This is a genomic window from Bifidobacterium sp. WK012_4_13, from assembly GCF_041080835.1.
Classification (GTDB): domain Bacteria; phylum Actinomycetota; class Actinomycetes; order Actinomycetales; family Bifidobacteriaceae; genus Bombiscardovia; species Bombiscardovia fermentum.
On sequence record NZ_CP129683.1, the window covers coordinates 853475 to 874941 of the forward strand.

The following is a 21467-nucleotide window of genomic DNA, read 5'->3' on the forward strand; positions in this document are numbered from 1 at the left end:
TTATTTATACAATCAACATCATCAATGCAAAACAATCCGCAATTGCTTGCATTCTAAGAATATAATCATTACCACCTCAAAATCTTCAAAAAAAGTCCTATTACTCTTCTCTTTCCTTCGAGACAAAAATCACCAAAAAACTGTATCTTGTGATCAACAAAACCCCAAAATAACAAGCGACAAATGAACCTACCGAGACGAGTAACGAGAAAAACGACCCCCATATCTCTGTATAGCCCAGTAGAAAAATGGAAAGTAAAGAAGCCAAGACCAAAGCGGCAAAAACTTTCCACAACTCCAACCGTTTCAATATTGATTTGACAAAAAATCGAAGAGTATAAATTCTAACGAGAATTGACAGGAGTTCAGCCACTGTAACACTTATTCCAGCACCAATTGCGCCCAACCTTTGGACAAATATACTTGAAAGTAAAATGGCTAGGATGAGCGTGCCAAAATTTATACAGGCGTACGCTTTCTCTTTTCCAATTGCTATCATCTGTTGTGAAAGCATTTGATTTGCCGGCGACAGCAACATCACTGGAGCAATTATGCACAGAGGAATTGCCGAAGACAAAAAAGAGTCTCCTCCGACTAAAAGAACGAGTCTCTTGCTGCATATAATGCATATGGCCGTTAGAGCAAGTCCGCAGCTGATAATAAAATTGAAATTTTTCACTAGGAGCTTTTCGAACTCTTCCTTCTTCCCGCCTTGATTGAAATATGAAAGTCTAGGTAGCATTACATTGCCGACTGAACCAATGGCAGTGGTCAAGACGTTTTTAATTTTGAAAGCCAATTGATAAACACCTACCATCGATGTAGTGCCCAAGAAGCCAAGCATCACAATGTCAATTTGACTGTATAAACCCGAAGAGATACTAGATACGGTAAATGAAAACATTGGTTTAAAGTGTCTTCGAAAATTCCATTTGTTTTCTTTCTTGAAAGAAATTAGCTTTCTAAGACGGAACATATTAACGATGTTCGATCCATACCCCGCGATTACCGTGACTAAACCGTATAGTTCATAGTCCGAAGCTCTACGGACTAAAATAAACATCAGAATCAGTGCAATAAACTTGAAAACAATATTTCTGGCAGTAATGTATCCGTATTGCTCTATTGCTTGATAAAACCAGTCAATTCCAAAAGATGAAAGCCAGATCCCGACGCTAAATATAAGCATCAAAGTCATCTGGTCACGCATCTTAGGGACGAAGAAAACGGCCAGTAAAAAAATAATATAGACAACTGTGGTCGTGCAAAACAGAATAATAAGCAATTCCTGAACAGTTTTACTTAATTGTCTATAGTCGTCTCGAATCCTTGCACATTCACGAACTCCATAAACTGTGATACCCATGACTGCAAATAAAGAGAAGTAACCAATGAGACTCTGTGCAAAAGCAACGGCTCCGGTACCATGAGTACCTAAAACCCTTGAGGCATATGGAACAGTCATGAGAGGAAATATGAAAGACGACGATGTCAGAATCATATTCATTAATACATTGAACTTAACTGAACGTATTTTTGGCTTGTTCTCCACTGGTTTTTCTTCTTCCACTCGATTCAGCATACTCGAAACCCTTATCTTTTCGAACAGAAGCATCTCCACGTCTTCCACTGGCCTCAGTAATCAGACACTCACTACAACGCAACGTTCAGCATCAAAAAGAGTTGTGCTCGAGATCATTCCTAATATGTTCAAAACTCGTGGAAAAGATTCGAAGACAATTTCGTGGAACTATCAGGAATTCCAACAGAAGGCTCAATCTGAAATCAGATACATCGGATACATATGCATACCGCCAACACGCATTATGAGAGATAGTTGAGTAATATGTTTCTCTTCGATTGTCTCTTGAACAAACACTTTGTGGATGAAGTCCTCAAATAGTGGTTGACAATTCAGACTTGAGATTAAACCGAACTCCCCAATCCAACCAAGATTTGAATACTTTGAGTCTGTGTGAAGATCAGTCCAGAAGGGCCATCCTAGACCGCATTCACCAATAATTGCTGTCTTATGACACACTCCAGTGTTGCCTCTGCAACCGCATTACAACCGTCACCTGCGTCTGCACGATTCCCATCCTGAACCCAGGTACACTGAGCTTCCCCTATGATGAATCATCCGACGAGACCTTCAAGGCACACCATCACGGCGCGCTGGACTGCCAGGAATTCGCGCAGGTGACATCGTGAGAGACCCGCATCCATGACCGAGAGACCTTCCCGCCACAGGAATCTCATGGACTCCCCCCATCCAAATCCACAGCCATCCCACACCACCATGCGAAGCATGCCAGCGACTGGCAGTCAAACCGTCATCAGCCGATCACCAACAGTCAATCACCAACAGCCATCTTACAAAGCCGGGAGGAAGCTGATGGGATACCGATGCACAAGACTCACCAATGCCAGGTTCGAGCAATCGGAACCAGCATTGCTAACACCCTGATGAACCCTGCCATGTACACTGTTTGCAGTCGTCATCATTGAAACGATGCAGGAAACTTGGGCATAAGAGCAATTGGCGGAAAGCACTCGCGTTCTTTCGCCTTCTGCAAGATCACAGACAACCATCCGGCCATCACTCATCGCGCAATGAGCGTGCCGGAACCGACCGCACGTCCAGAGTAATACGTTTGCTTGCGTCGTATAGACCCAGCGCCGGAGTCTGTCTGGCAGCATCGACCTGTTCCATCAGATTGCATGCCGCCGCTCGCCCAAGCTCCTGCGGATTCTGCTCGAGCAGATAGATGCCGTCGGCAACATATTGAGACCAGCGCCAATCGTCGAAGCTCACCAGTCCAACATCCTGCGGAAATTGGATGTGCAGCTCCCTCAGGCAGGAGAGGATGTCAAACAGCAAGGGACCCATAAGCGAGATGAACACCGTTGGACCCTTCACATGTTTCAATGAGGTGGCAATGGTCTGTTTCAGCCACACATTATCGTGCTGGCCAAGTTCGACATGGAGAAACAGCCTGTCGTTTCGAGCGGCGGCATCTCGGAATCCCTCGATACGCCTTGTCTGGGCGGAAATCTCACTGCCAATTCTGCTGAACACGACAACGTTGCAATAGCCGAGCCGAGCGAGGTGATCGCCAAGTCGTTTGCAGGATACTTCATTGTTTGCAGTGACCATGGAAATGCCTTCTGGAAGATCCTCGGGTTCACGATCAACCATGACCAGTGGCTTCTTTGCCTGGACTATGCTCTGATACGCCACAAAATGCTTGGCACTGGGCTGAACGATCAACCCATCGACCTGCTGAGAAAGCAAGCGATTGATCTGATCATGCTCCTGAGTCACGGAATTGTCGGCGTTCATCAGCATGACATCGTATCCCGCAGGCTGAAGCTGTCTATAAATGCCTTTGAACAGCAATGAGGAGAAGACGTTCGAAATGTCACCGACGATCAGACCGATCACGTGCGTCTCTTGCTGCCGCATTCTTCGTGCCGACGCACTGGGATGGTATTCCAGACGCTTCACCGACTCTGCGATAAGCGTTCGGGTCCTGGGACTCATTTTCTGATAGTTGCCATTAATGTACCGAGAGACCGTGGTGACCGAGACCCCAGCCTCACGGGCGACATCAGAAATCGTTGCTCTGCCCATGCTTCCATTCTCCTGTTCTGGAACAGTCTTTCAGTCAGCTTCGACCGAAACCTCCCGCATACTCATGGTACTGCCCCGCCATGCGCCGTTTGACAGTCCGATGCTCAGGTTCTATATTAGGTGTATCGATAAACCAAATCAATGGTGATTGCTTGTATTCAGTAGGGAAAACGATATTACTATTGAGATTCATCGACGCGAGCGCATCACATGGCTCCCCCAAGAACGGACACGAGCAAGGCTGCTCTTGAGAGACGATTCAGGATAAGGAAGTGCAGTATGTCAGATTTTTCAATCGATAGTTTCAGCCTGCGAGGACGTGTGGTCGTCATCACCGGGGGCGCAAGCGGCTTGGGACAGTTCTACACCCAAGCAGTCAGCAAGGTGGGAGCAGACGTCGTTGTCGTATCATCAACGCACCATGGCTGGGACGAGACCCGCGAAGCCGTCGAATCGCACGGCGGGAAGGTGCTGTTCATCCAGCGCGACATCACCGAAGCATCCGCAGCCGAAGCGATTGTTCGGCAGACGCTCGACGAATTCGGGCATATCGACGTGCTCATCAACAACGCCGGGATGCAGCGCAGGCATGAACTTGTCGACTTCCCCGATGAGGACTGGAACAAGGTCATCGACCTCAATCTCAATGCTCTCTACCATCTCTCGCATGAAGCCGCGAAGGTGATGATCGAACAGGGCCACGGCAAGATAGTCAACATCGGTTCCATGCAGTCATACCGAGCCGGAAAATTCATCTTCCCGTATACGGCAAGCAAGCACGGAGTCATCGGCCTGACCAAGGCATATGCCGATGCCCTGGCACCTCATAACATACAGGTCAATGCACTGGCACCTGGCTACATCAACACTCCGATGACAAAGGCGCTGCAGGAAGACCCTGTTCGAAGCGTAGAGATTCATGACCACATCCCCGCTGGTCACTGGGGCGAACCGAGCGAATTGATGGGCGCCATGGTGTTTCTCTGCTCTGCAGCCTCTGACTATGTCACCGGGGTGACCCTTCCCGTAGATGGCGGCTATCTGCTGCGCTGATCATGCAGGGAACGATTCCTCGGGTTAATCGCACTTCACCAATCACCACACATCGCATGAACTCAAAGGAGAGTCATGAGTAGTATCACCAAAAACCTTGAAGCCGTCCAGAAGCAAAACAAGATTGGACACTTCCGCTATGTCATTGGCCTGACGCTGTTTGGCATGCAACTGGTCAATTATTTTGACCGCGTCAACCTCTCCACAGCCGGCCCGTCAATGATGAGTTATTTCCATATGACGTCGACCGAATTCGGCATCGTGTCTTCGGCCTTCACCTGGACATACATGATCATGCAGATTCCATCAGGACTGATTCTCGATAAGATCGGCGTGAAATGGGTTGCCCGAGTGACCTCTGCAATCTGGGCGATCCCCACCTTCCTGACAGCCTTTGTCAGTGGGCTGGGCCCACTCATCCTGATTCGCGTTATTCTCGGCGTCGTTGAAGCGCCAAACACGCCCGCCGGCTCAAAGGCCGCTGGCTACTGGTTCCCATTGCGCGAGCGCGGTGTGGCAACTGCCCTGTATGATTCAGGAACGAAGTTCGCCAATGTGATCGGCGTTCCCGCATGCGCCTTCCTTGTGCTGCACTATGGCTGGCAGTCGGCATTCTACTTCACGGCGGCCATGAGCGTCATTTTCAGCATCTGGTACTGGATCATCTATCGCAATCCACGCGAGTCGACCCATCTTTCCAAGGCAGAGCTCGACTACATCGAGCAGGGTGGCGCTCAGGAGGATGCGCAGCCGGAACCTGGCGTCAATCTGTGGTTCGTGCTTCGTCAGCGCAAGATGTGGGGACTCATGCTTGGCAACTTCGCATACAATTATGCGACCTTCATGTTTCTTACCTGGCTGCCGAGCTTCTTCGTCAAGACCCTGAAGCTCAACATTCAGCAGTCGGGCTTCATGACGGCGATTCCCTGGCTGTTCGGGTTCGTGGCAGAAATCATCGTGGGAGGCATCTTCGTCGATCATCTCATCAAAAAGGGAATGGACGCCTCCAAGGTTCGCAAGACAATCATCGTCGTTGGCCTGAGCATGGGCATCGCACTGGTTGGTGCCGCGTATTCGCCCTCCGTGTGGGTTGCCGTCATGTGGTTCACGATAGCGCTGACCGGGGTCTGCGTCTCAGCCGCAGGCTTCTGGGCAATTCCCTCCATCATTGCGCCGACCGGCTTGGTCGGCGTGGTGAGCTCCACGATGAACGTTTCCGGAATGGTTGCCGCAATCATCACGCCAATCATCACCGGAGCGGCCGTGGATGCGACGGGATCGTTCGCAACCGCGTTCATCCTCATCGGGGTGGTTCTGGCAATTGGCATCTTCGGCATTCTCGTTCTTATGGGACCAATTGAACAGATGAAGACTGACAGCAACGCCGCTCGCACGATAGAAGCACACTGATTGCAACCGTCAATCTCCCGAGAAAGTCAGCGATAACCGCATTGAGCCTATGACGTTTCTATCTGCAGGTGGACTCGTCACCAATGGGCTTCACTGTTGGCTCACTGTGGACTCTCTGTGGACTCTCTTGGGAGATTGACGCAATTCCCTCGTTTCATGCATGTTCATGCGCTACTGTCAGAGCACAATGAATCAGTGCTCAATGAACGGTGCTGAATGAACGGTTTGATTAATCGTTGAACCGGCATTCGAAAGCTGTTCTGGCCGATCCGAGACGCGGGAAACGAGGAATCAATGTCTAGGAATGCACGCTCGACGCAAGATGGCGACACTAGGCAGATTCCGATTATCCAAACGAATCCCGAGGCTGGGGAACAATACGTTTCCTACGCTCCCACGAATCAAGGCAGCAGTGGTTACGCAGATTTTGCAGGACAGCGTGGCTCCTATGGCAACAGGCGTGCAGACGAATATGATTCTGGTTCACGCTCTGTCAGGCCCCGCAAGAATCGACGTCGTGCGAGACACGGGTTTCTAAGCCTGTGTCTGTGGGTGATCTCTGCATTCATCATGGGCATCATGAGCATACGAATGTTACCTGCTGACCTTGCGAACACCGGCTTCATGCCGCTGATTGTCTCGTTTGTACCGTGGCTTGCCATTGCCTCGCTGATCATTCTGCTATTCGCACTGCTATGGCGCAGAAGGCTGCTTGCCCTGGTGAGCGTGGTGTGCATTGTGTTCCAGATCGTCTGGCATATCGGCTATCTCAAACCGACGACCACGATTTCTCAGGCTGCCAAGACCGCCGTCGCGAGCGCAACGATCAACACAACTGACAGGTATGCGCGCATCATGACCTTCAACACCCATGCAGGGACCGCCAACGTAAACGAAATCGTCCAGACCGTGAAGGATCAGCATGTCGAGGTGCTTGCCCTGCAAGAGATGACGCAGGGATTCATTCAGCGTCTCGAAGCGGCGGGAATTTCAAGCGTGCTCCCCTACTCTGTGATTGCCAGTACCAAGCATGGCGACAATGGCGGAGTCAATGGCCTGTGGACGGCAGAGGCGCAGTCTGATGTGAACTCGAATCTGATTCCGACCGAGGCTTCGAGCATTCCCGCGGCATCGATCACACTCGGGACGACCATCGTCAGGTTCGGATCGGTGCACCCTAACTCCCCGACCCGTGGACAGCAGAGCGTATGGAGCGCAGGATTGGGAACCATCAGCTCTCTCAAGAACTATGACCACACATACGTGCTCATGGGAGACTTCAACTCGACCTGGGATCACCCCAGCTTCAGATCGCTTCTTGGATCGACATTCGTCGATTCATCGGAGCAGGCAGGGGAAGGCTTCCATATGACGTACCCTGCAAATTCGAAGATCCCTCCGCTCATTGAAATTGACCATATCGTGCATACCAGCGGCGTCAAGGTCGGTGACATAGAGACGGTTCAAATCTCCAAAAGCGACCATCGTGCGCTTGTGGCCACGCTTGAGGCCTCTTCCTGACCGCTCAATACGGAGCACATTCAAGATGCGTCACGTCATTTCCAATCGAGTTTTCAAGTTTTGAGGACTCCTGAAAGTAGCAAAGCTTCAAAATGGTTGCATGACATCCACCGTTTCAACGATTTCTGTCTTCTATACTTTCAGGAGTCCTCAAAACTTGAAAACTCGGAATGATTCACCAAAATCGTCGCATTCAGAGCACGCCAGAATGATACAGACTCAAAAAGCACAGACGAAATCGATGGCGAAGGCCCGATCTTGGCCGAGAAGGCGATTCTTGTGGCACGTTCGCAGAATAATCAAGGTTCAAAGGGTGAGAAGGGCTTCATTTCAACGAGAGGAAATGACGATACTCGCGGCCATCGCAAAACCGGCCATAAAAATCACCATTCCGTTTTGCAATGACCTCCGTCTGCGACTGCATGGTCCTTCGCGCACGCCGCGATGCTGGCAGGGACGGGAGAAAAGCCGCGATGGCGAGGGTGTTCGCCGGCACCTTACCGCATTCTTTGCCGCGCCAATCGATTGGGTTAGACTGTTGAGGGAACTGGTGTTTGCGACCCTGGACGCGGAACTTGCATTGACCGGACTTCACCAACCGTGAAGCGCGATGCACAATACGGTGTTGGAATCAAGGAACGATGAGCTGCATTTACAAGATCACTGAGGACATGTCGAACTACACTGTCACGGAAAAGAAGCTGGCAGACTACATTCTCGACCATCGCAGGGAGACCACGCTCAGTTCCACGAAAGAGCTCGCGGAGCGTTCAGGAGTGTCTCCATCTGCCGTGGTCCGATTCACGCAACGCCTTGGATACAGTGGCTTCGTTGCCTTCAAGGTCGATCTGGCAAGCGACGGCGACGATGAGATTGCCAATTTTGACGATATCCTTCTCGAACAGGACTCGATCAGCGACGTCGTCAGAAAGTCGAAGGCGCTCAACACTCGACTGCAGGAAGAATCATATCGATTGCTGAACATCAACAGTCTGGCGAAGGCAGTGGATGCGATGCAGAGCAGCCAGCGTATCTTTCTGTTTGGAATCGGCGCCTCTGGAATAGTGTGCATGGATCTGATGGAGAAGCTGTCAAGAATCAATCGCCTGACAATCTTCCACCATGACTTTCACGACCAGCTTGCCGCCACGACCCATATCGGCAGTCAAGACGTCGCCCTGGCAGTGAGCTATAGCGGGAAAACACATGAAGTCAACACTGCGATGCGCTATGCGAAGGAGCAGGGTGCCACTACGGTCGCCATCACCCAGTTCGAGAAAAGCCCACTGACAAGATACTCAGACATCCTTCTGCGCATTCCTTCGAACGAACGCGAAATCAGATTAGGGGCGATCGCTTCGAGGAACGCCTCGCTTATCGTCACCGACCTTATATATATGTGCCTTGCCAAGAATGACCTTGAACAGACCAAGGAATATCTGGTCAAGACGAAGGAAGCGATTCTGCGCCTGCACTGACAGTTCCACCCTTTGCCCTTTCAACCGAGATTCGAAGGAATGAAGACCGTGAACATAAAAATGATAGCGATGGATCTTGATGGCACCCTTCTGAGAAACGACCATCGGAGCGTCTCGCCATCATCGCTTAGAGCCATCGGTTCGGCGCACTCAAAGGATATCGTATGCGTCGTCGCCACAGGAAGAATCCTCTCGATCATTCCCGAGCAGGTTCAGGCCATATCTCACATCGACTGGTCGGTCACATCCAATGGCGCAGTGCTGAATGACGATGTGAACGCCATGCTGGCGGATGGAACCTATGTCGACCTTCAAGGGACCGCCCATCTGCTGAACAGTCTCTCAGAACATGTATGGGTGGAACTGTGGAGCTGCGGAAAGATCTATGTCAGCCGCAGGCAGTGGGAAAGCATGGACGCGTACGGACTGCGGCCCCTGCATATCCAGGCGTTGCGGAAGATTGGCAAGGCCGTCAACGACCTGCAGCAGCTGATCGACGACGGGATGCCGATTGAGAAGATCAACTTTCCATCAATCGATCGGGCGACTCAGGCCGTGGTGATGGAGGGGCTTCTCGACAGCCGTCTCTACTCCTTCATACCTATGCAGGAAGGTCTGGAAGTCATGGGCGCAGGCGTGTCCAAAGAGTATGGCATTCGACGCCTCTGCGCGATTTTGGGCATAGGACTTGACGATGTGATGGCCATTGGTGACAGCGAGAACGATATCGAGATGCTGCAGGCCTGCGGCAAGGGAATCGCAATGGGCAACGCCTTGGATGAGGTGAAGGATGCGGCTGACGATGTCACCCTGAGCAATGAAGCGGACGGCGTTGCCCAGGCAATCGAACGCTACGCGCTCAGGAATTGAAGGCGCGGGAGTCGCCCTCTGCCATCGAAGGTTACTCCCGCGTTGCATGTCAGCGTTCCTGGTCAAGCGCGCGGCCCGGCTTACGCAAGCTCGCACGCCTGACGCGATCTGCAGCCAATCCTACCGGTCAGAGATTGTCCCTGAAGAAGCTCTCTATCTGCCGAGCCGCCTCGTCCTCATCATTTCCTGCAATGGTTACGGTCAATTCGTCCCCCTTGCCGACGCCCAGGGACATGACAGCCAGAATGTGCTTGGCATCCGCCGTCTTCCCGGAAAGATCCAGCGTGACGTCAGAATCATACTGCTGCGTCAGCTTCACTAGCTGTCCTGCCGGTCTGGCGTGGATCCCCACGGAATCGGTGATCGTATATGTGAATTGCTTGCTCATGCGCATCTCCCTACTGTTATTTGTTGGTCACCGAAAGAACCTTGGATCCCACCTCGGCATGCTGGTTCGCGTAGCTACCGAAGGATGAGACCACGTCCATATTGGTGACGACGGTTATGACCGTGTCCTTCTTGCCTGCTTCATGAATCTTCTTCAGATCCATCAAGCCAAGCTGCTGGCCCGCCTTCACATGCTGGCCCGCCTCGACGTTGAAGCTGAATGGTCCCCCATCGAGTTCAACGGTGTCAATGCCCAGATGGACAAGGATTTCAAGTCCGGAGTCACTGACCATGGTGAATGCATGTCTGGTGTCCGAGATCGTGAAGATCTTTCCGTCGACCGGTGCCACCACTGTCTGCATCTCAGGTTCGATTGCGTATCCTTCGCCAAGTATCTTCTGCGAGAAGGTCTCGTCATCGACTTCGTTGAGTTGGATCAGCTTGCCTGCAACAGGTGCGACCAAGTCGGTGGTGACGGTGACATGCGTGTCAGTCGATGTGCCCAGACCTGCAAGGGTGTGCTCCTGCTCGTATTCAAGCTCATCTGCGTTGGAGGTATCCTGGGCGTTCGTGCCTGCGGCAGGCCCTTCGAGAATGGTGCCATCCTCTGCAGTGGCCAAGGTTGCGCTCTTCGGGGTGCCAAAGAAGTAGGTTGCCACGAACCCGCCAAGGTAGGCAGCGAGCAGGCCGATGATGTATCCTAGCGCATTGCCGAATCCGCCAGAGATCAGCGGTATGAGAGCAACGCCGGATGGACCGATGGACGTTGCGCCGATGCCACCGATCGCGCCGATGACCGCACCGCCGACGCCTCCACCGATGCATGCGGTGATGAACGGTCTGCCAAGCGGCAGTGAAACGCCATAGATCAGAGGCTCGCCGACACCGAGAATCCCGACGGGCAAGGCACCCTTTATCATGCGAGTCAGCTGCTTGTTCTTGCGGCAACGAATCCACAGGGCGATTGCAGCGCCGACCTGACCGGCTCCTGCCATCGCGAGGATTGGGAGCAGAGGCGTCATGCCAAGATTCTTGATCATCTCAAGATGAATCGGCGTAAGGATCTGATGCAGTCCAAGCATGACCATCGGAAGGAAGACCAGGCCAAGAACGAAGCCGGAGAACGCTCCTCCAACGTTCAAGACCCAGTTGATGGCGCCGACCAGCGAGTCCGACACCCATCCTGCGGCAGGCATGACGAGGAAGATCGTGAACATACCCATGACGAGCAGCGTCAGGAACGGAACTATGATGATGTCGAGCGAGTCAATGACATGTTTATGGAGCCACCGTTCCACATAGCTCATGATCCACACTGCGAACAGCACTCCCAGCACACCTCCTGAACCGGCGACAAGATCCTTGCCGGTGAATATGTTGGGAAGGGCAAGTGGCGCCACAACGCCGGGCAGATAGATCAGGCCGGCAATGATGCCGCCAAGTCCCTGCGTCGCACCGAATTCCTTTGCCGCATTGATGCCGATGTACACGTTCAGGAAGGCGAACAGGCCTTGGTTTATCACCTTCATGGTGAGGATGAACGTCCCCCAATCGGCTCCGATGACCCCGACCGTCTGAAGGTTGCCCAGCACACCGGCGATGCCGGAGATCAGGCCGGCGCCGACAAACGCCGGAATCAATGGAATGAAGATCGAGCTGATGTGTTTGAGTGCGGCACGCCACCACGTTTGCTTCAGCGCGGCCTTGTGCGCGGAGTGCACCTGTTCGGCCTTGGCCTCGACCTCCTCCTTTGCAGACTTGTAGTCGTCGTGCGACTTCGCCGAATGAGCCTTCGCACCCTCAGGGAACGGCGCTCCAAGCTCGACACCGGCCTCATCGACCATGCTCTGCGCAACCTTGCTCACGACCCCAGGCCCGAGAACGACCTGCAGCGTGTCTTCCTGCACGACCCCAAGCACGCCCGGAATCTTTCTGAGCCCATCGATGTCGACCTTGTCCTCGTCGCGAATCGTCATGCGAACGCGTGTCATGCAATTGATGAGCTTTTCGACATTCTGCATGCCTCCCACATGGTCATATATGCTCTCACCTATTGTTCTGTATTTGTCTTCCCCAGCCATTGGAAACCCTTTCACCCTTGCTTCGTGCTGTCATTGCCGTTCTTCGAATATGGAAAACCTTGAATCCTGACGAAGGCAGATGCGCTGGCAGTTGCCAGACATCAATCTTCGCTGCTGACCAATCTGGATATGAATCCACCTGCCTTTCTCAACTGAACCGATGCGTCCTGCCTTGAAAGTCCCGTCAGTATCATGACTATCGAGAGTTTCACGTCGTGATCGGAGGCTTCAAAGGCGGCTTCCGCAGCCTCCTCATCGCAGTGAGTCGCCTCTTGGATTATGCGTTTGGCACGTTCGACAAGCTTCTCGTTGGTCGGCCTCACATCGACCATAAGATTCTCATACACTTTGCCGATGCCTATCATTGCGCCCGTGGAAAGCATGTTCAGTACAAGCTTCTGTGCGGTTCCCGCCTTCAGACGAGTCGAGCCGGAAAGCACCTCGGGGCCGACAGGCACTTCAATCGAAATGCCAGCATGCCTTGATATCTCGGCGTTCTCATTGCATGCCAGGCTGATGGTGGCCGCTCCCACCTGTCTTGCATAGTCAAGTCCCCCTATGACATACGGTGTGCGTCCCGAAGCTGCTATGCCCACGACTGTGTCCGTACCACTCAATCCTCGTGCCTTCAGATCTTCTGCACCGAGCTGAACGTCGTCTTCCGCACCTTCGACGGCGACGGTCATGGCCTTCAGACCTCCCGCGATCAGTCCCTGCACCATCTCAGGATCGATGCCGAAGGTCGGCACGCATTCAGCCGCATCAAGCACTCCTAAGCGGCCGCTTGTTCCTGCTCCGATGTAGAACAGTCGTCCGCCCTGATCAAAGCAGCGGATGATCGTCGAAATCGCAGCTTCTATGTCTTGCAGTGCAAGAGATACGCTCGCCGCGACGCTCTGGTCCTCCCTGTTCATCACCGTCGCGAATTCATGGACGGACATGGAATCCAATGTCATGGTCTTCGCGTTCCGTGCCTCTGTGGTCAATCTGGAAATATCCATGCTTCATTCCCCTTGAATAAGCGTGATGCCTGTTCCGGCACCGATGAAAGGTAGCAACGAACGATCTGCCTCGATGAGTCTGCCAAGCACATGGACTCGAGAATCGGCTGGCAAGTCTCGTCTGGCAATCTGCACTTCCCCTGCATATCGGCCGTAGTCAGCATTGTCGAGCGTGAGCGTACCGGTCGGACGGGGCTTGACCATGGCGGCATCTGGTATGACTGGCAATGTCTGCATGCGTCTGCTCTCCATGAATCGAACGACATCACGCGCCACGTCGGGACGATTGTGCCAGACCATGTCAGCGACTTCGCCTGGGACCGAAGGCAGTCTCAGCTCAATGACGTCCGTCTCGAGATATAGCGTAAAGGCGTGCATCGAGGATGCCGCGAAGGTGCTGTCCCCTATGTAGACCCGATCGGTCTGCGCCTTCTCCAAATCCAGCGCCGCCGCCAGCGGAGCCCACTCACGATGCATTTCAAGCGTGGGCAGGTGTTGAAAAAGGGGACCTCGCAGTTGGCCGTCGCCTGGAACGAAGCCCATGGTCTTCAATCCAAGGCTATGGAACCATTCGTTCTTCTCAAGGTACCATTCACGGTCAAGTCCGGTTTCAGGGCGGGGATAATAGTTATGCCATGCCTCAAGGCGTTCGAAGTCAGCATGGTTTCTTCCGAGGACTTCGATATCGTGCTGCGAAATGGTGCTTGCGTTCAGTGCCGCCGGCATCGCATGGCTCAGGCTTGCGACCTCGGCAAGGTCGATGCCGTCATCGATGCGCAATCCCGTGACACCCGTTTCCAGAATCTGGGTCGGCTCGTTCAATGACCAGCCCATGCGACGAAGTCCCAGGTCAGAGACATCCGCCACAAGTTCAAGATCGTTCTCTCTGCACCAGCCAGCGACTTGAGTCAGCCGTGAACGAAGAAGCCTTGGGTCATCTTCGGGAATGTGCAGCGAGGTGAACGCACCGGTGAACCCCGCGCGCGCCATGCGAGCGATGTATTCGTGAGTGCTGTCGTCTATCGCGTTGCTCAGATATATTGAAAATCCCCACATATCAACTCCTTCATTGGAGCGAAATAGTAACATAAGAAAATTTTGTTTCAGTATATCGTTAATATCCATGAAACGCTATTTCATATAACACTCGACGGAATTTACAGAATGCTTACACAAGATGCACTCAGCCGCGACGCGGACCTCTGCGCTTTCGTCACGAGTGCCTGCCACCGACCATCGGTGAATTCCCACTCCCTTTGCCACTTCAGCCGTGCGGCGTTCGAATTCCCTGCCGATGAAGTCACCACGTCCGCTATGACTTCGGTGAAAGTATCGGCACTTGGCACATGAACAACTCTATTCACCACAGATGCTCGAAGTGCGTGACGCCTGAGCGGCGGGCATCGAGATCACCCGATGTGCTGAGCGGAATGAGCGTGCTCAAGTTCGCAGAAGTCGTTCTTACCGCGCGTGCATTACATGTGACTATGGAAGATCTGCTGGATGAAACATATCTCAAGCAGGACGAAGAGTTGATTGGCGAGATGCAGAGTTGATTGGCAAGATGCAGACAAAGCAGTCCGCACAGCACGCCAACCGCCGACACCCGGCCACGCTACCTGGTGATGCCATCGAACAACGAACTGTGCCCCGGATGCGATTCGAACGCACGACACCTTCTTTAGGAGAGAAGTGCTCTATCCCCTGAGCTACCGGGGCAACGATGTTCTATCCTACACGCTTTAGCGCGCGAAACGACACGTCGGCGAGAATATGTATGACAAAAGGTTGCAGTCTTGACTCAAATCAGGAGACACATGCATACTTTGCCCCAGAAAAGGGAGAACCCGGCGATGGGAATCGCCGGGTGAAGAAGAAAGAGAGAAGAAATTCAATTATAGGATTTTGGGGAAATCCATCGCCTTGCGACGACAACTCCTATATAACCAGCCATTGCTTTGAGGAACGATACGTTTCTCTGAAAGTTTTCTGGGAATTATTCCCTCTCGGTTTCTGTCACCCTGTTGGATGCATCATTCGCTCATCCGTGGCAGGGTGGCAGTGCGGTAGGGCAGCGGTGTGGCTCAGTCAAGATGCAGGTGCAGCGGATCCAAGAGATCGCGGCTGTTGCCACCGACGCTGACCAGGAAGTCACCTGGATCGCTTCGCATCGTGCAATCCAGATGAACGTAGCGCACGTCTTCCTCAGTGAGGCTGAACTCAATCCTGCGAGACTCACCGGCAGCGAGCGCCACTCGCTTGAATCCCTTGAGCTGCTTGACCGGTCGCACGACTTCACCGACGAGATCACGGATGTACAGCTGCACGATTTCGGTTCCGTCCACATTGGAATCGTTGGTGACGTTCACGCTGACGGTGACGGGTTCGGTCGCGCTGAATGAGTTACTGGAAGACACGAGAGAATCATAGGTGAAATGGCTGAAGCTCAGGCCGAAACCAAATGGGAATGCCGCATAGTTCGAGACATCGAGATATTTGGAGACGTACTTTTCGTTTGGCGCCACTTCGTATGGCCTGCCCGTATTGTCCTCGTCGTAATAGATGGGAATCTGGCCTACCGATTCGGGGAAGGACATCGTGATCTTCGCCGATGGATTCACCGCTCCAAACAGGACATCGGCAATCGCCGCCCCGCCCTCGGTGCCTGGATACCACGCTTCCAGGATCGCCTCTGCGCCGTCAATGTCGTGCAAGTCGAGCGGCCGTCCGTTGAACAGGACGACGACAATGTGCGGGTTTACCTCATGAATCGCCTCAAACAGTTCGACCTGTCCCTTTGGCAGACGAATGTTCGAACGGCTCGATGCCTCGCCACTCATCGTGGAAAGCTCTCCAAGAGCGAGGACGACGACATCGGACTGCTTCGCAAGCTCGATGGATTCCGAGACCACGGACTTCGTGGGCACGAAGTAGTCGCAACGTTCCTGAGTGGTGACGACCGATGGCCTGCGACCCTCATCCTCGCCATCCGCAGCCAGCTCCTGCAGTCCCTGCAGCAAGGTCACCGCCGCATCGGTGCGACCGCGCCATGACCATGCTCCGAGCACATCGGGCGACTGTGCGCCCGGACCCAGAACTGCGATGCTTCGCTCCGCATCCAGTGGCAGCAACGAATCATCATTGCGCAGCATCACGATTGACTCTGCTGCGGTCCTGCGCGCGATTTCACGATGCTCCGCGCTGAACACGACTGTCTTCTCACGATCTTCATCCGCACCGCGGAATGGATGTTCGAACAGACCGAGCTCGTTTTTCAGCTCGAGTATGCGAAGCACGGATTCATCGACGATGCTTTCGCTGACTGTGCCCGATGAAATCAGCCCTACGAGCGTGTGCATATAGCACAGCGTCATCATCTCGATGTCGACGCCGGCATGAATGGAAAGATCGGCGGCCTGGGTCTCGTCCTCCGCGACACCATGCGCGATCAGTTCCTTCACTGCGCCAAAATCGGAGATCAGAACGCCATCGAATCCGAATTCACTTCGTAGGATATCCTGCATCAGATGCAGGTTGCCGGTTGCCGGAACGCCTCCGATGGAATTGAAAGAGGTCATCACCAGTCGAGCGCCTGCCTCGATTGCAGCCTCATACCCACGCAGATACACGTCGCGCAGTCTCTGCTCGGACATGTCGACCGTATTGTAGTCACGACCGCCCGTCGCAGCACCGTATGCCGCGAAATGCTTGACGCACGCGGCGACCTTGTTGAATTGCGTGGACAGGTCGCCTGGCTCACCCTGATAGCCCTTCACCATGGCTGAGGCGAGCCTGCCATTGAGATATGGGTCTTCGCCGGTTGACTCCATGACGCGACCCCAGCGAGGGTCCCGCACCAGGTCGACCATTGGCGAGAACACCACTGAAAGTCCAGAGACGGATGCCTCCTCGGCAGATACCTCCGCCATGCGCCTGAATGCCTCGGTATCCCAGGAACTGGCAAGTCCGAGCGGTATGGGAAATATCGTCTCGTAGCCGTGAATCACATCGCCCATGAACAGGGTGGGAATGTGGAGGCGGTTATGCTCCATGTAATTCTTCTGGATGCGTTTGCACTCGGAAGCGCCCACGACGCCGAGAACCGTTCCCACATTCATGATTTGGTCATCGTTGAGTCCCAGCTGACTCATCGGACCGGTGCGTTCCTCTGCCTTGTCGGAATAGAAGTCACCGGTTATCTGCGTAAGCTGGCCGATCTTCTCTTCCAGAGTCATCTGTTCCACAAGATTGACGAGTTGTGATTGTTCCATAAGTTCCCCTTGAATCCACGCGGCGCCAAGCCGCGTCATCGCCTGATTGTCGCATTCCATCCGCACCATGCAGGGATGCCCTGCCGTGGGCGGATGGAAGTTCGGCTGCCGCCGGTCGAACCGTGGTCAGCGTCCGATCGTGCTGCGCTTCGCGCCAACGGTGACGTCTATTTCCTTGGCATCACCGAGTTGTGCCGCGTCAAGCACCAATCCGCCCTGACGGTATGGAAGCTGCTGATAGTTGCCGGACAACGCCTTGCCATCGGCGAGAACGATCACGGGAGTGTCATCGTTGCGCACGTGATAGCGGATGCTGCGCTCAGCGCCAAACAGCCTGACGCCAATGGATGTCCCGTCATCCTCGACCGCGAGCACCGGGTCGATGACGATTCGCGCGGCCTCGATCTGCAGGCCGAAAACATGCTGGACCAGCTGACGAAGGTATATGCCAGGCCCTGATGAATAGACACGCCATCCGCCTCGGACCCCGACTGGACGTTCGGTGTCACCACGCAACCGATCCCAATCCCTTGCAGCTTCATAGCGATCAGGGAAATCAGCGTCCGATGATGCGAAGTAGCAGTTACGCTGACGAATCTCGCTCGTTCCCAGCCGCGAGAACTGACCGACCGGACTGATTCTCAGCAGCTCGTCGACAAGCGAATCCTTGCCGAGCGTGGCGAGAGCCTCTGAATAGCGGATATGCGCATGGGTATACATCAATCCAATCTCACGCCCAACATTCGCCGCCTGCTCGGCTCGCTTGAAGTAGAGTGGCACGCCATCCGCGAAGCGAGCCGGCTTATTCATCAGCCGCACGCCATCGGGATAATGCAGATTATCCTGAATCAGACGCAGGTGGCCCTCTACCTGAGCAGGTGTGAGAAGTCCTGAAATGATTGAACGCGTCATTGGAATCAACCGATATTGCAAGCCTGTGCGCTTGTCCGTCGGATGGATGATCGGCTGAGGTCCCTGCTCGGTGAAGTTCACATAGCCGGCTATGACATCGTCGAGTATGAAGTCCTTCGGGAAGGCTGCCTCGATGGTTTCCGCCTCTGCGACGAATCTCGCGGCCAACTCCGCAAGACCGGCGCTCTTCAGCTGGGAGGCGAGCATCAACGAGGCCTGGTGCAGCAACGCAATGGTCCAGCTGGAAGCCATGTTCTTCTTCATGGATTCCTGAGCAGGCTGAAGCGTGTCATCCCAATCCCCATTGCCATAGGAGAACAGCTTGGTTCCGGGGACTCTGTGATTCTCAATATATGAGAGAATGCGTTCCAGATGCTGGATGACGGTGGCCTTCCCAGCATCATCGAGGAATGGCTGCTCCTGCGAAAGGATGTCATAGTCTCCACTCGCACTCAGATACTCTCCCATTGCCATGAGCGGCCATACGGGAATGTCTCCGTGAGCGTCCTTCTGATACATGGATGAATATGCGTCGAACATGAACCACTGCGGCAGCGAGCCATCGCTGTTCTGATGGGCGAAGACCTTGAGGAGTATTTCGCGCGCACCCGAGAAATGTCCGAAGGCCAATTCCATTTCCAGCGGCCCCTGAAGCACGTCACGAGTGCCCCACGCAGCACCTGAATACTGTTCAAGTCCATGTGGCGAAAGGAAATGCACCAAGGCATTCTGAACGAACCAAGGAATCAGAATGTTGAATTCGCTCAGTCTGCCAGTCCCATCGACATGAAGTTCATCGTCGAAGCCTGCAATCCGCCTGTTGTGCTCCTGCAGCACCCGTGCGATGTCGATTGGCTGCTGAATCATCCTGTCAGCGAGATCCTGAGCTTCCTGGGCTCCGCTAACGCTCGCCGTGACTGCGAGATGCAGCTCGCGGCGATCGATCATCGTGAATGTGAACACTCCCCCGTGCTGGGGCAAGCCGGAAGAAGCCTTCCTGACGTCGGCATGCGCATCCGCGAACAGCGCATCATCGGAACCGCACTGCGCATGCTCGGCCTCGAATGCATAGCTCAGGCCCGGGTACTGCTTGAACGCTGCCGAATCCCAAGCCGGAGCGAATATGACGCCATGCTCGGTGCTGCGTGCATACCACTGCGTCGGTTCCTCGATGTCTACGGTAAGCATGGCCTCGACAGGCTGGCTCGCCGTGAAGCGGATATCCAGACCGTTGTCTCCGACGTTCGCCGTGGTCATTACGTCCAGAACCAACTCACCTATGCGATACACCCATCGGGAACCTCCCAGATGCATGATGAACGCTGAAGGTACCTGAAGAACGCGCCATTCGCCATCCAGCCTGACCAGGATTCGGATGCCCTGCGATCGCAGAAGGTTCAGCGCATTGCGCTGCACCGAAACGAGCCTGTTCATGTTGGTGTTGCCCAGAACTATGTGCGAGGCGAACACGCCGGGTGCATAGGTCGTCGCCGCCAGGACAGGGAGTTCAGGATCGAATTCCCCACCGGAGAGGAGAACCTGACCGTGGGAGCGTGCCACGGCAAGTTCCTTGGCTCCCGATACGACATGGGTCGCATCCTCGGCAAAGTATGACAGCAGCCGGGAATGGTCTCCGTATTCCGGCGAGATGATGGAGCCGCCTACGAGCGAACGAAGCTGTTCATCGCTGAGCACATCGGCGTTTATGCCGCGAGCGGTGGCAAGCAGCGAGGCAGGATGACCGGCATCCGGATGAGTCTCATGCGAGGAATGCGCGACGTGCGATGCGTGGGTCGGCGACGCAGTGCCTGCGCTTCGGGCGATTTCCTCAGTGTCTGGCTCAGGCTCGGAGACGCAGGATCGCAAGACGTCCTCAAGCGTATCGACCTCGGCGAATGCATTGCTGGCATCTGCCATCTCGCCACGGTAATCAGGGTTGAACACGAATATCTGGTTCCATTCAGCACCCGCTTTGTCTATCCGCTTCGCCTGGGAGAGCAGAGCGATCATCGCGAATTCATATTGGTTGATATGGCCGCCACTCCAATCGGCATCGCGAAGAGCCTGGGGCTCGCTGCCAAGGCGTGCCTGGTTGCCATAGAAATCAAAGCCATCGGTGAGATAGGCCGCAGTCCCCTCTGCGATCGTGGATACCAGCAGGGGCAGCTGAGGTGCGCAGCTCATGGTCTGGCGGGCCGACACCACGCTGCCTGAAGTGTCGTTGCGCTCCTCGTGGAAGGCAACGTACTGCGAAATGTATGGTTCGCTGGTGAGAGCCTGCTCGACTGGGGCAAGCGCGACATCCTGGGCACTGACCAGATCCCAGTCGTCGTCGGGATCGACGGATGAGCCGTCAATGGGCTTGATGCGCGCATTCCATACCCATGAACATCCCTTTCCAGAGAGGTCGGCAATGCCCTGAGGAACATTCATGATCGGCCTGAGGGTGACTTCCCACCTCACGCCGAGGCCTTGGCCGCTCCATCGCGCACAATGCTCCGAACAGACGAACTGCGCCGCGGATTCCCCGGACTGACCCGCATGAGTTCCTGTCAGCGGTATGACGGCAAGATCCGAGCCATGCCGGCGACGAAGCCACATTCCTGAGATCGCAGAATCATGGACGCTCGGCTGATATTGCGAAATCTGGATGTCACCTACCCTGATGGATCGGATGTCACCGAAGGGGTTGAAGGCAAGATGCAGCTCACCCTCATCGATGTGAAAATCGTGTTCGACTGTTTTTCCCCATGAGGTCCAGGGTGTCTGGCTGTCCATAGCGTTGTCCGTATCCGTGTGTTCTGAGTTGGTGTTCACTGCGTCGTTCATGTTCATTGCGTCGTTCATGC

General features: G+C 54.1%; 15 protein-coding genes and 1 tRNA gene. 6 read left to right on the top strand and 10 right to left on the bottom strand.

Annotation, left to right across the window (positions count from 1 at the left end):
• Positions 1-100: 100 nt before the first annotated feature.
• The 3 genes from QN062_RS03435 to QN062_RS03445 form a co-directional block, all read right to left on the bottom strand.
• Positions 101-1582 carry a flippase gene (locus QN062_RS03435; RefSeq protein ID WP_369342202.1) on the bottom strand — a complete coding sequence of 494 codons (1482 nt, stop codon included), beginning with the start codon at positions 1580-1582 and terminating at the stop codon, positions 101-103.
• A gap of 554 nt (positions 1583-2136) precedes the next feature.
• Entirely contained in the window at positions 2137-2301 is a 165-nt protein-coding gene (locus tag QN062_RS03440) for a hypothetical protein (protein WP_369342203.1), read from the bottom strand.
• A gap of 298 nt (positions 2302-2599) precedes the next feature.
• Positions 2600-3634, bottom strand: coding sequence for a LacI family DNA-binding transcriptional regulator (locus tag QN062_RS03445; RefSeq protein WP_369342204.1), 1035 nt, complete (start codon positions 3632-3634; stop codon positions 2600-2602).
• A gap of 279 nt (positions 3635-3913) precedes the next feature.
• Here QN062_RS03445 and QN062_RS03450 point away from each other — a divergent pair, with 279 nt between their 5' ends.
• The 5 genes from QN062_RS03450 (at position 3914) to QN062_RS03470 (ending at position 9966) form a co-directional block, all read left to right on the top strand.
• The gene (locus QN062_RS03450) at positions 3914-4687 is read left to right on the top strand and encodes a glucose 1-dehydrogenase (protein ID WP_369342205.1); all 774 of its coding nucleotides are present in this window, start codon (positions 3914-3916) and stop codon (positions 4685-4687) included.
• A 75-nt stretch (positions 4688-4762) separates the two neighbouring features.
• The gene (locus QN062_RS03455) at positions 4763-6097 is read left to right on the top strand and encodes an MFS transporter (protein ID WP_369342206.1); all 1335 of its coding nucleotides are present in this window, start codon (positions 4763-4765) and stop codon (positions 6095-6097) included.
• Positions 6098-6391: 294 nt separating this feature from the next.
• Positions 6392-7618 carry an endonuclease/exonuclease/phosphatase family protein gene (locus QN062_RS03460; protein WP_369342207.1) on the top strand — a complete coding sequence of 409 codons (1227 nt, stop codon included), beginning with the start codon at positions 6392-6394 and terminating at the stop codon, positions 7616-7618.
• Between the two features lie 641 nt (positions 7619-8259).
• Positions 8260-9096 carry a MurR/RpiR family transcriptional regulator gene (locus QN062_RS03465; RefSeq protein WP_369342208.1) on the top strand — a complete coding sequence of 279 codons (837 nt, stop codon included), beginning with the start codon at positions 8260-8262 and terminating at the stop codon, positions 9094-9096.
• A 48-nt stretch (positions 9097-9144) separates the two neighbouring features.
• Positions 9145-9966 carry an HAD family hydrolase gene (locus tag QN062_RS03470; protein ID WP_369342209.1) on the top strand — a complete coding sequence of 274 codons (822 nt, stop codon included), beginning with the start codon at positions 9145-9147 and terminating at the stop codon, positions 9964-9966.
• Positions 9967-10093: 127 nt separating this feature from the next.
• Here the strand turns inward: QN062_RS03470 and QN062_RS03475 are convergent, their stop codons facing one another.
• The 4 genes from QN062_RS03475 to QN062_RS03490 all read right to left on the bottom strand — a co-directional run bounded on the left by QN062_RS03475 (position 10094) and on the right by QN062_RS03490 (position 14491).
• Positions 10094-10354: an HPr family phosphocarrier protein gene (locus QN062_RS03475; RefSeq protein WP_369342210.1), complete on the bottom strand. Its 261-nt coding sequence runs from the start codon at positions 10352-10354 to the stop codon at positions 10094-10096.
• A gap of 16 nt (positions 10355-10370) precedes the next feature.
• Positions 10371-12434, bottom strand: coding sequence for a glucose PTS transporter subunit IIA (locus tag QN062_RS03480; RefSeq protein WP_369342211.1), 2064 nt, complete (start codon positions 12432-12434; stop codon positions 10371-10373).
• A 101-nt stretch (positions 12435-12535) separates the two neighbouring features.
• Entirely contained in the window at positions 12536-13435 is a 900-nt protein-coding gene (gene murQ / locus QN062_RS03485) for an N-acetylmuramic acid 6-phosphate etherase (RefSeq protein ID WP_369342212.1), read from the bottom strand.
• A gap of 3 nt (positions 13436-13438) precedes the next feature.
• Positions 13439-14491 (bottom strand): MupG family TIM beta-alpha barrel fold protein, encoded by a 1053-nt coding sequence (locus QN062_RS03490; RefSeq protein ID WP_369342213.1) that lies wholly within the window; start codon positions 14489-14491, stop codon positions 13439-13441.
• A 374-nt stretch (positions 14492-14865) separates the two neighbouring features.
• Here QN062_RS03490 and QN062_RS03495 point away from each other — a divergent pair, with 374 nt between their 5' ends.
• A complete protein-coding gene (locus QN062_RS03495) occupies positions 14866-14991 on the top strand; it encodes a hypothetical protein (protein WP_369342214.1) in 126 nt (41 codons plus the stop codon).
• A 90-nt stretch (positions 14992-15081) separates the two neighbouring features.
• On the opposite strand, the gene QN062_RS03500 is transcribed toward QN062_RS03495, so the two are convergent.
• The 3 genes from QN062_RS03500 to QN062_RS03510 form a co-directional block, all read right to left on the bottom strand.
• Positions 15082-15154 (bottom strand) — tRNA-Arg (locus QN062_RS03500).
• Between the two features lie 365 nt (positions 15155-15519).
• Entirely contained in the window at positions 15520-17706 is a 2187-nt protein-coding gene (bglX, locus tag QN062_RS03505; protein WP_369342215.1) for a beta-glucosidase BglX, read from the bottom strand.
• A 126-nt stretch (positions 17707-17832) separates the two neighbouring features.
• Positions 17833-21465: a GH36-type glycosyl hydrolase domain-containing protein gene (locus tag QN062_RS03510; RefSeq protein WP_369342216.1), complete on the bottom strand. Its 3633-nt coding sequence runs from the start codon at positions 21463-21465 to the stop codon at positions 17833-17835.
• Positions 21466-21467 lie beyond the last annotated feature (2 nt).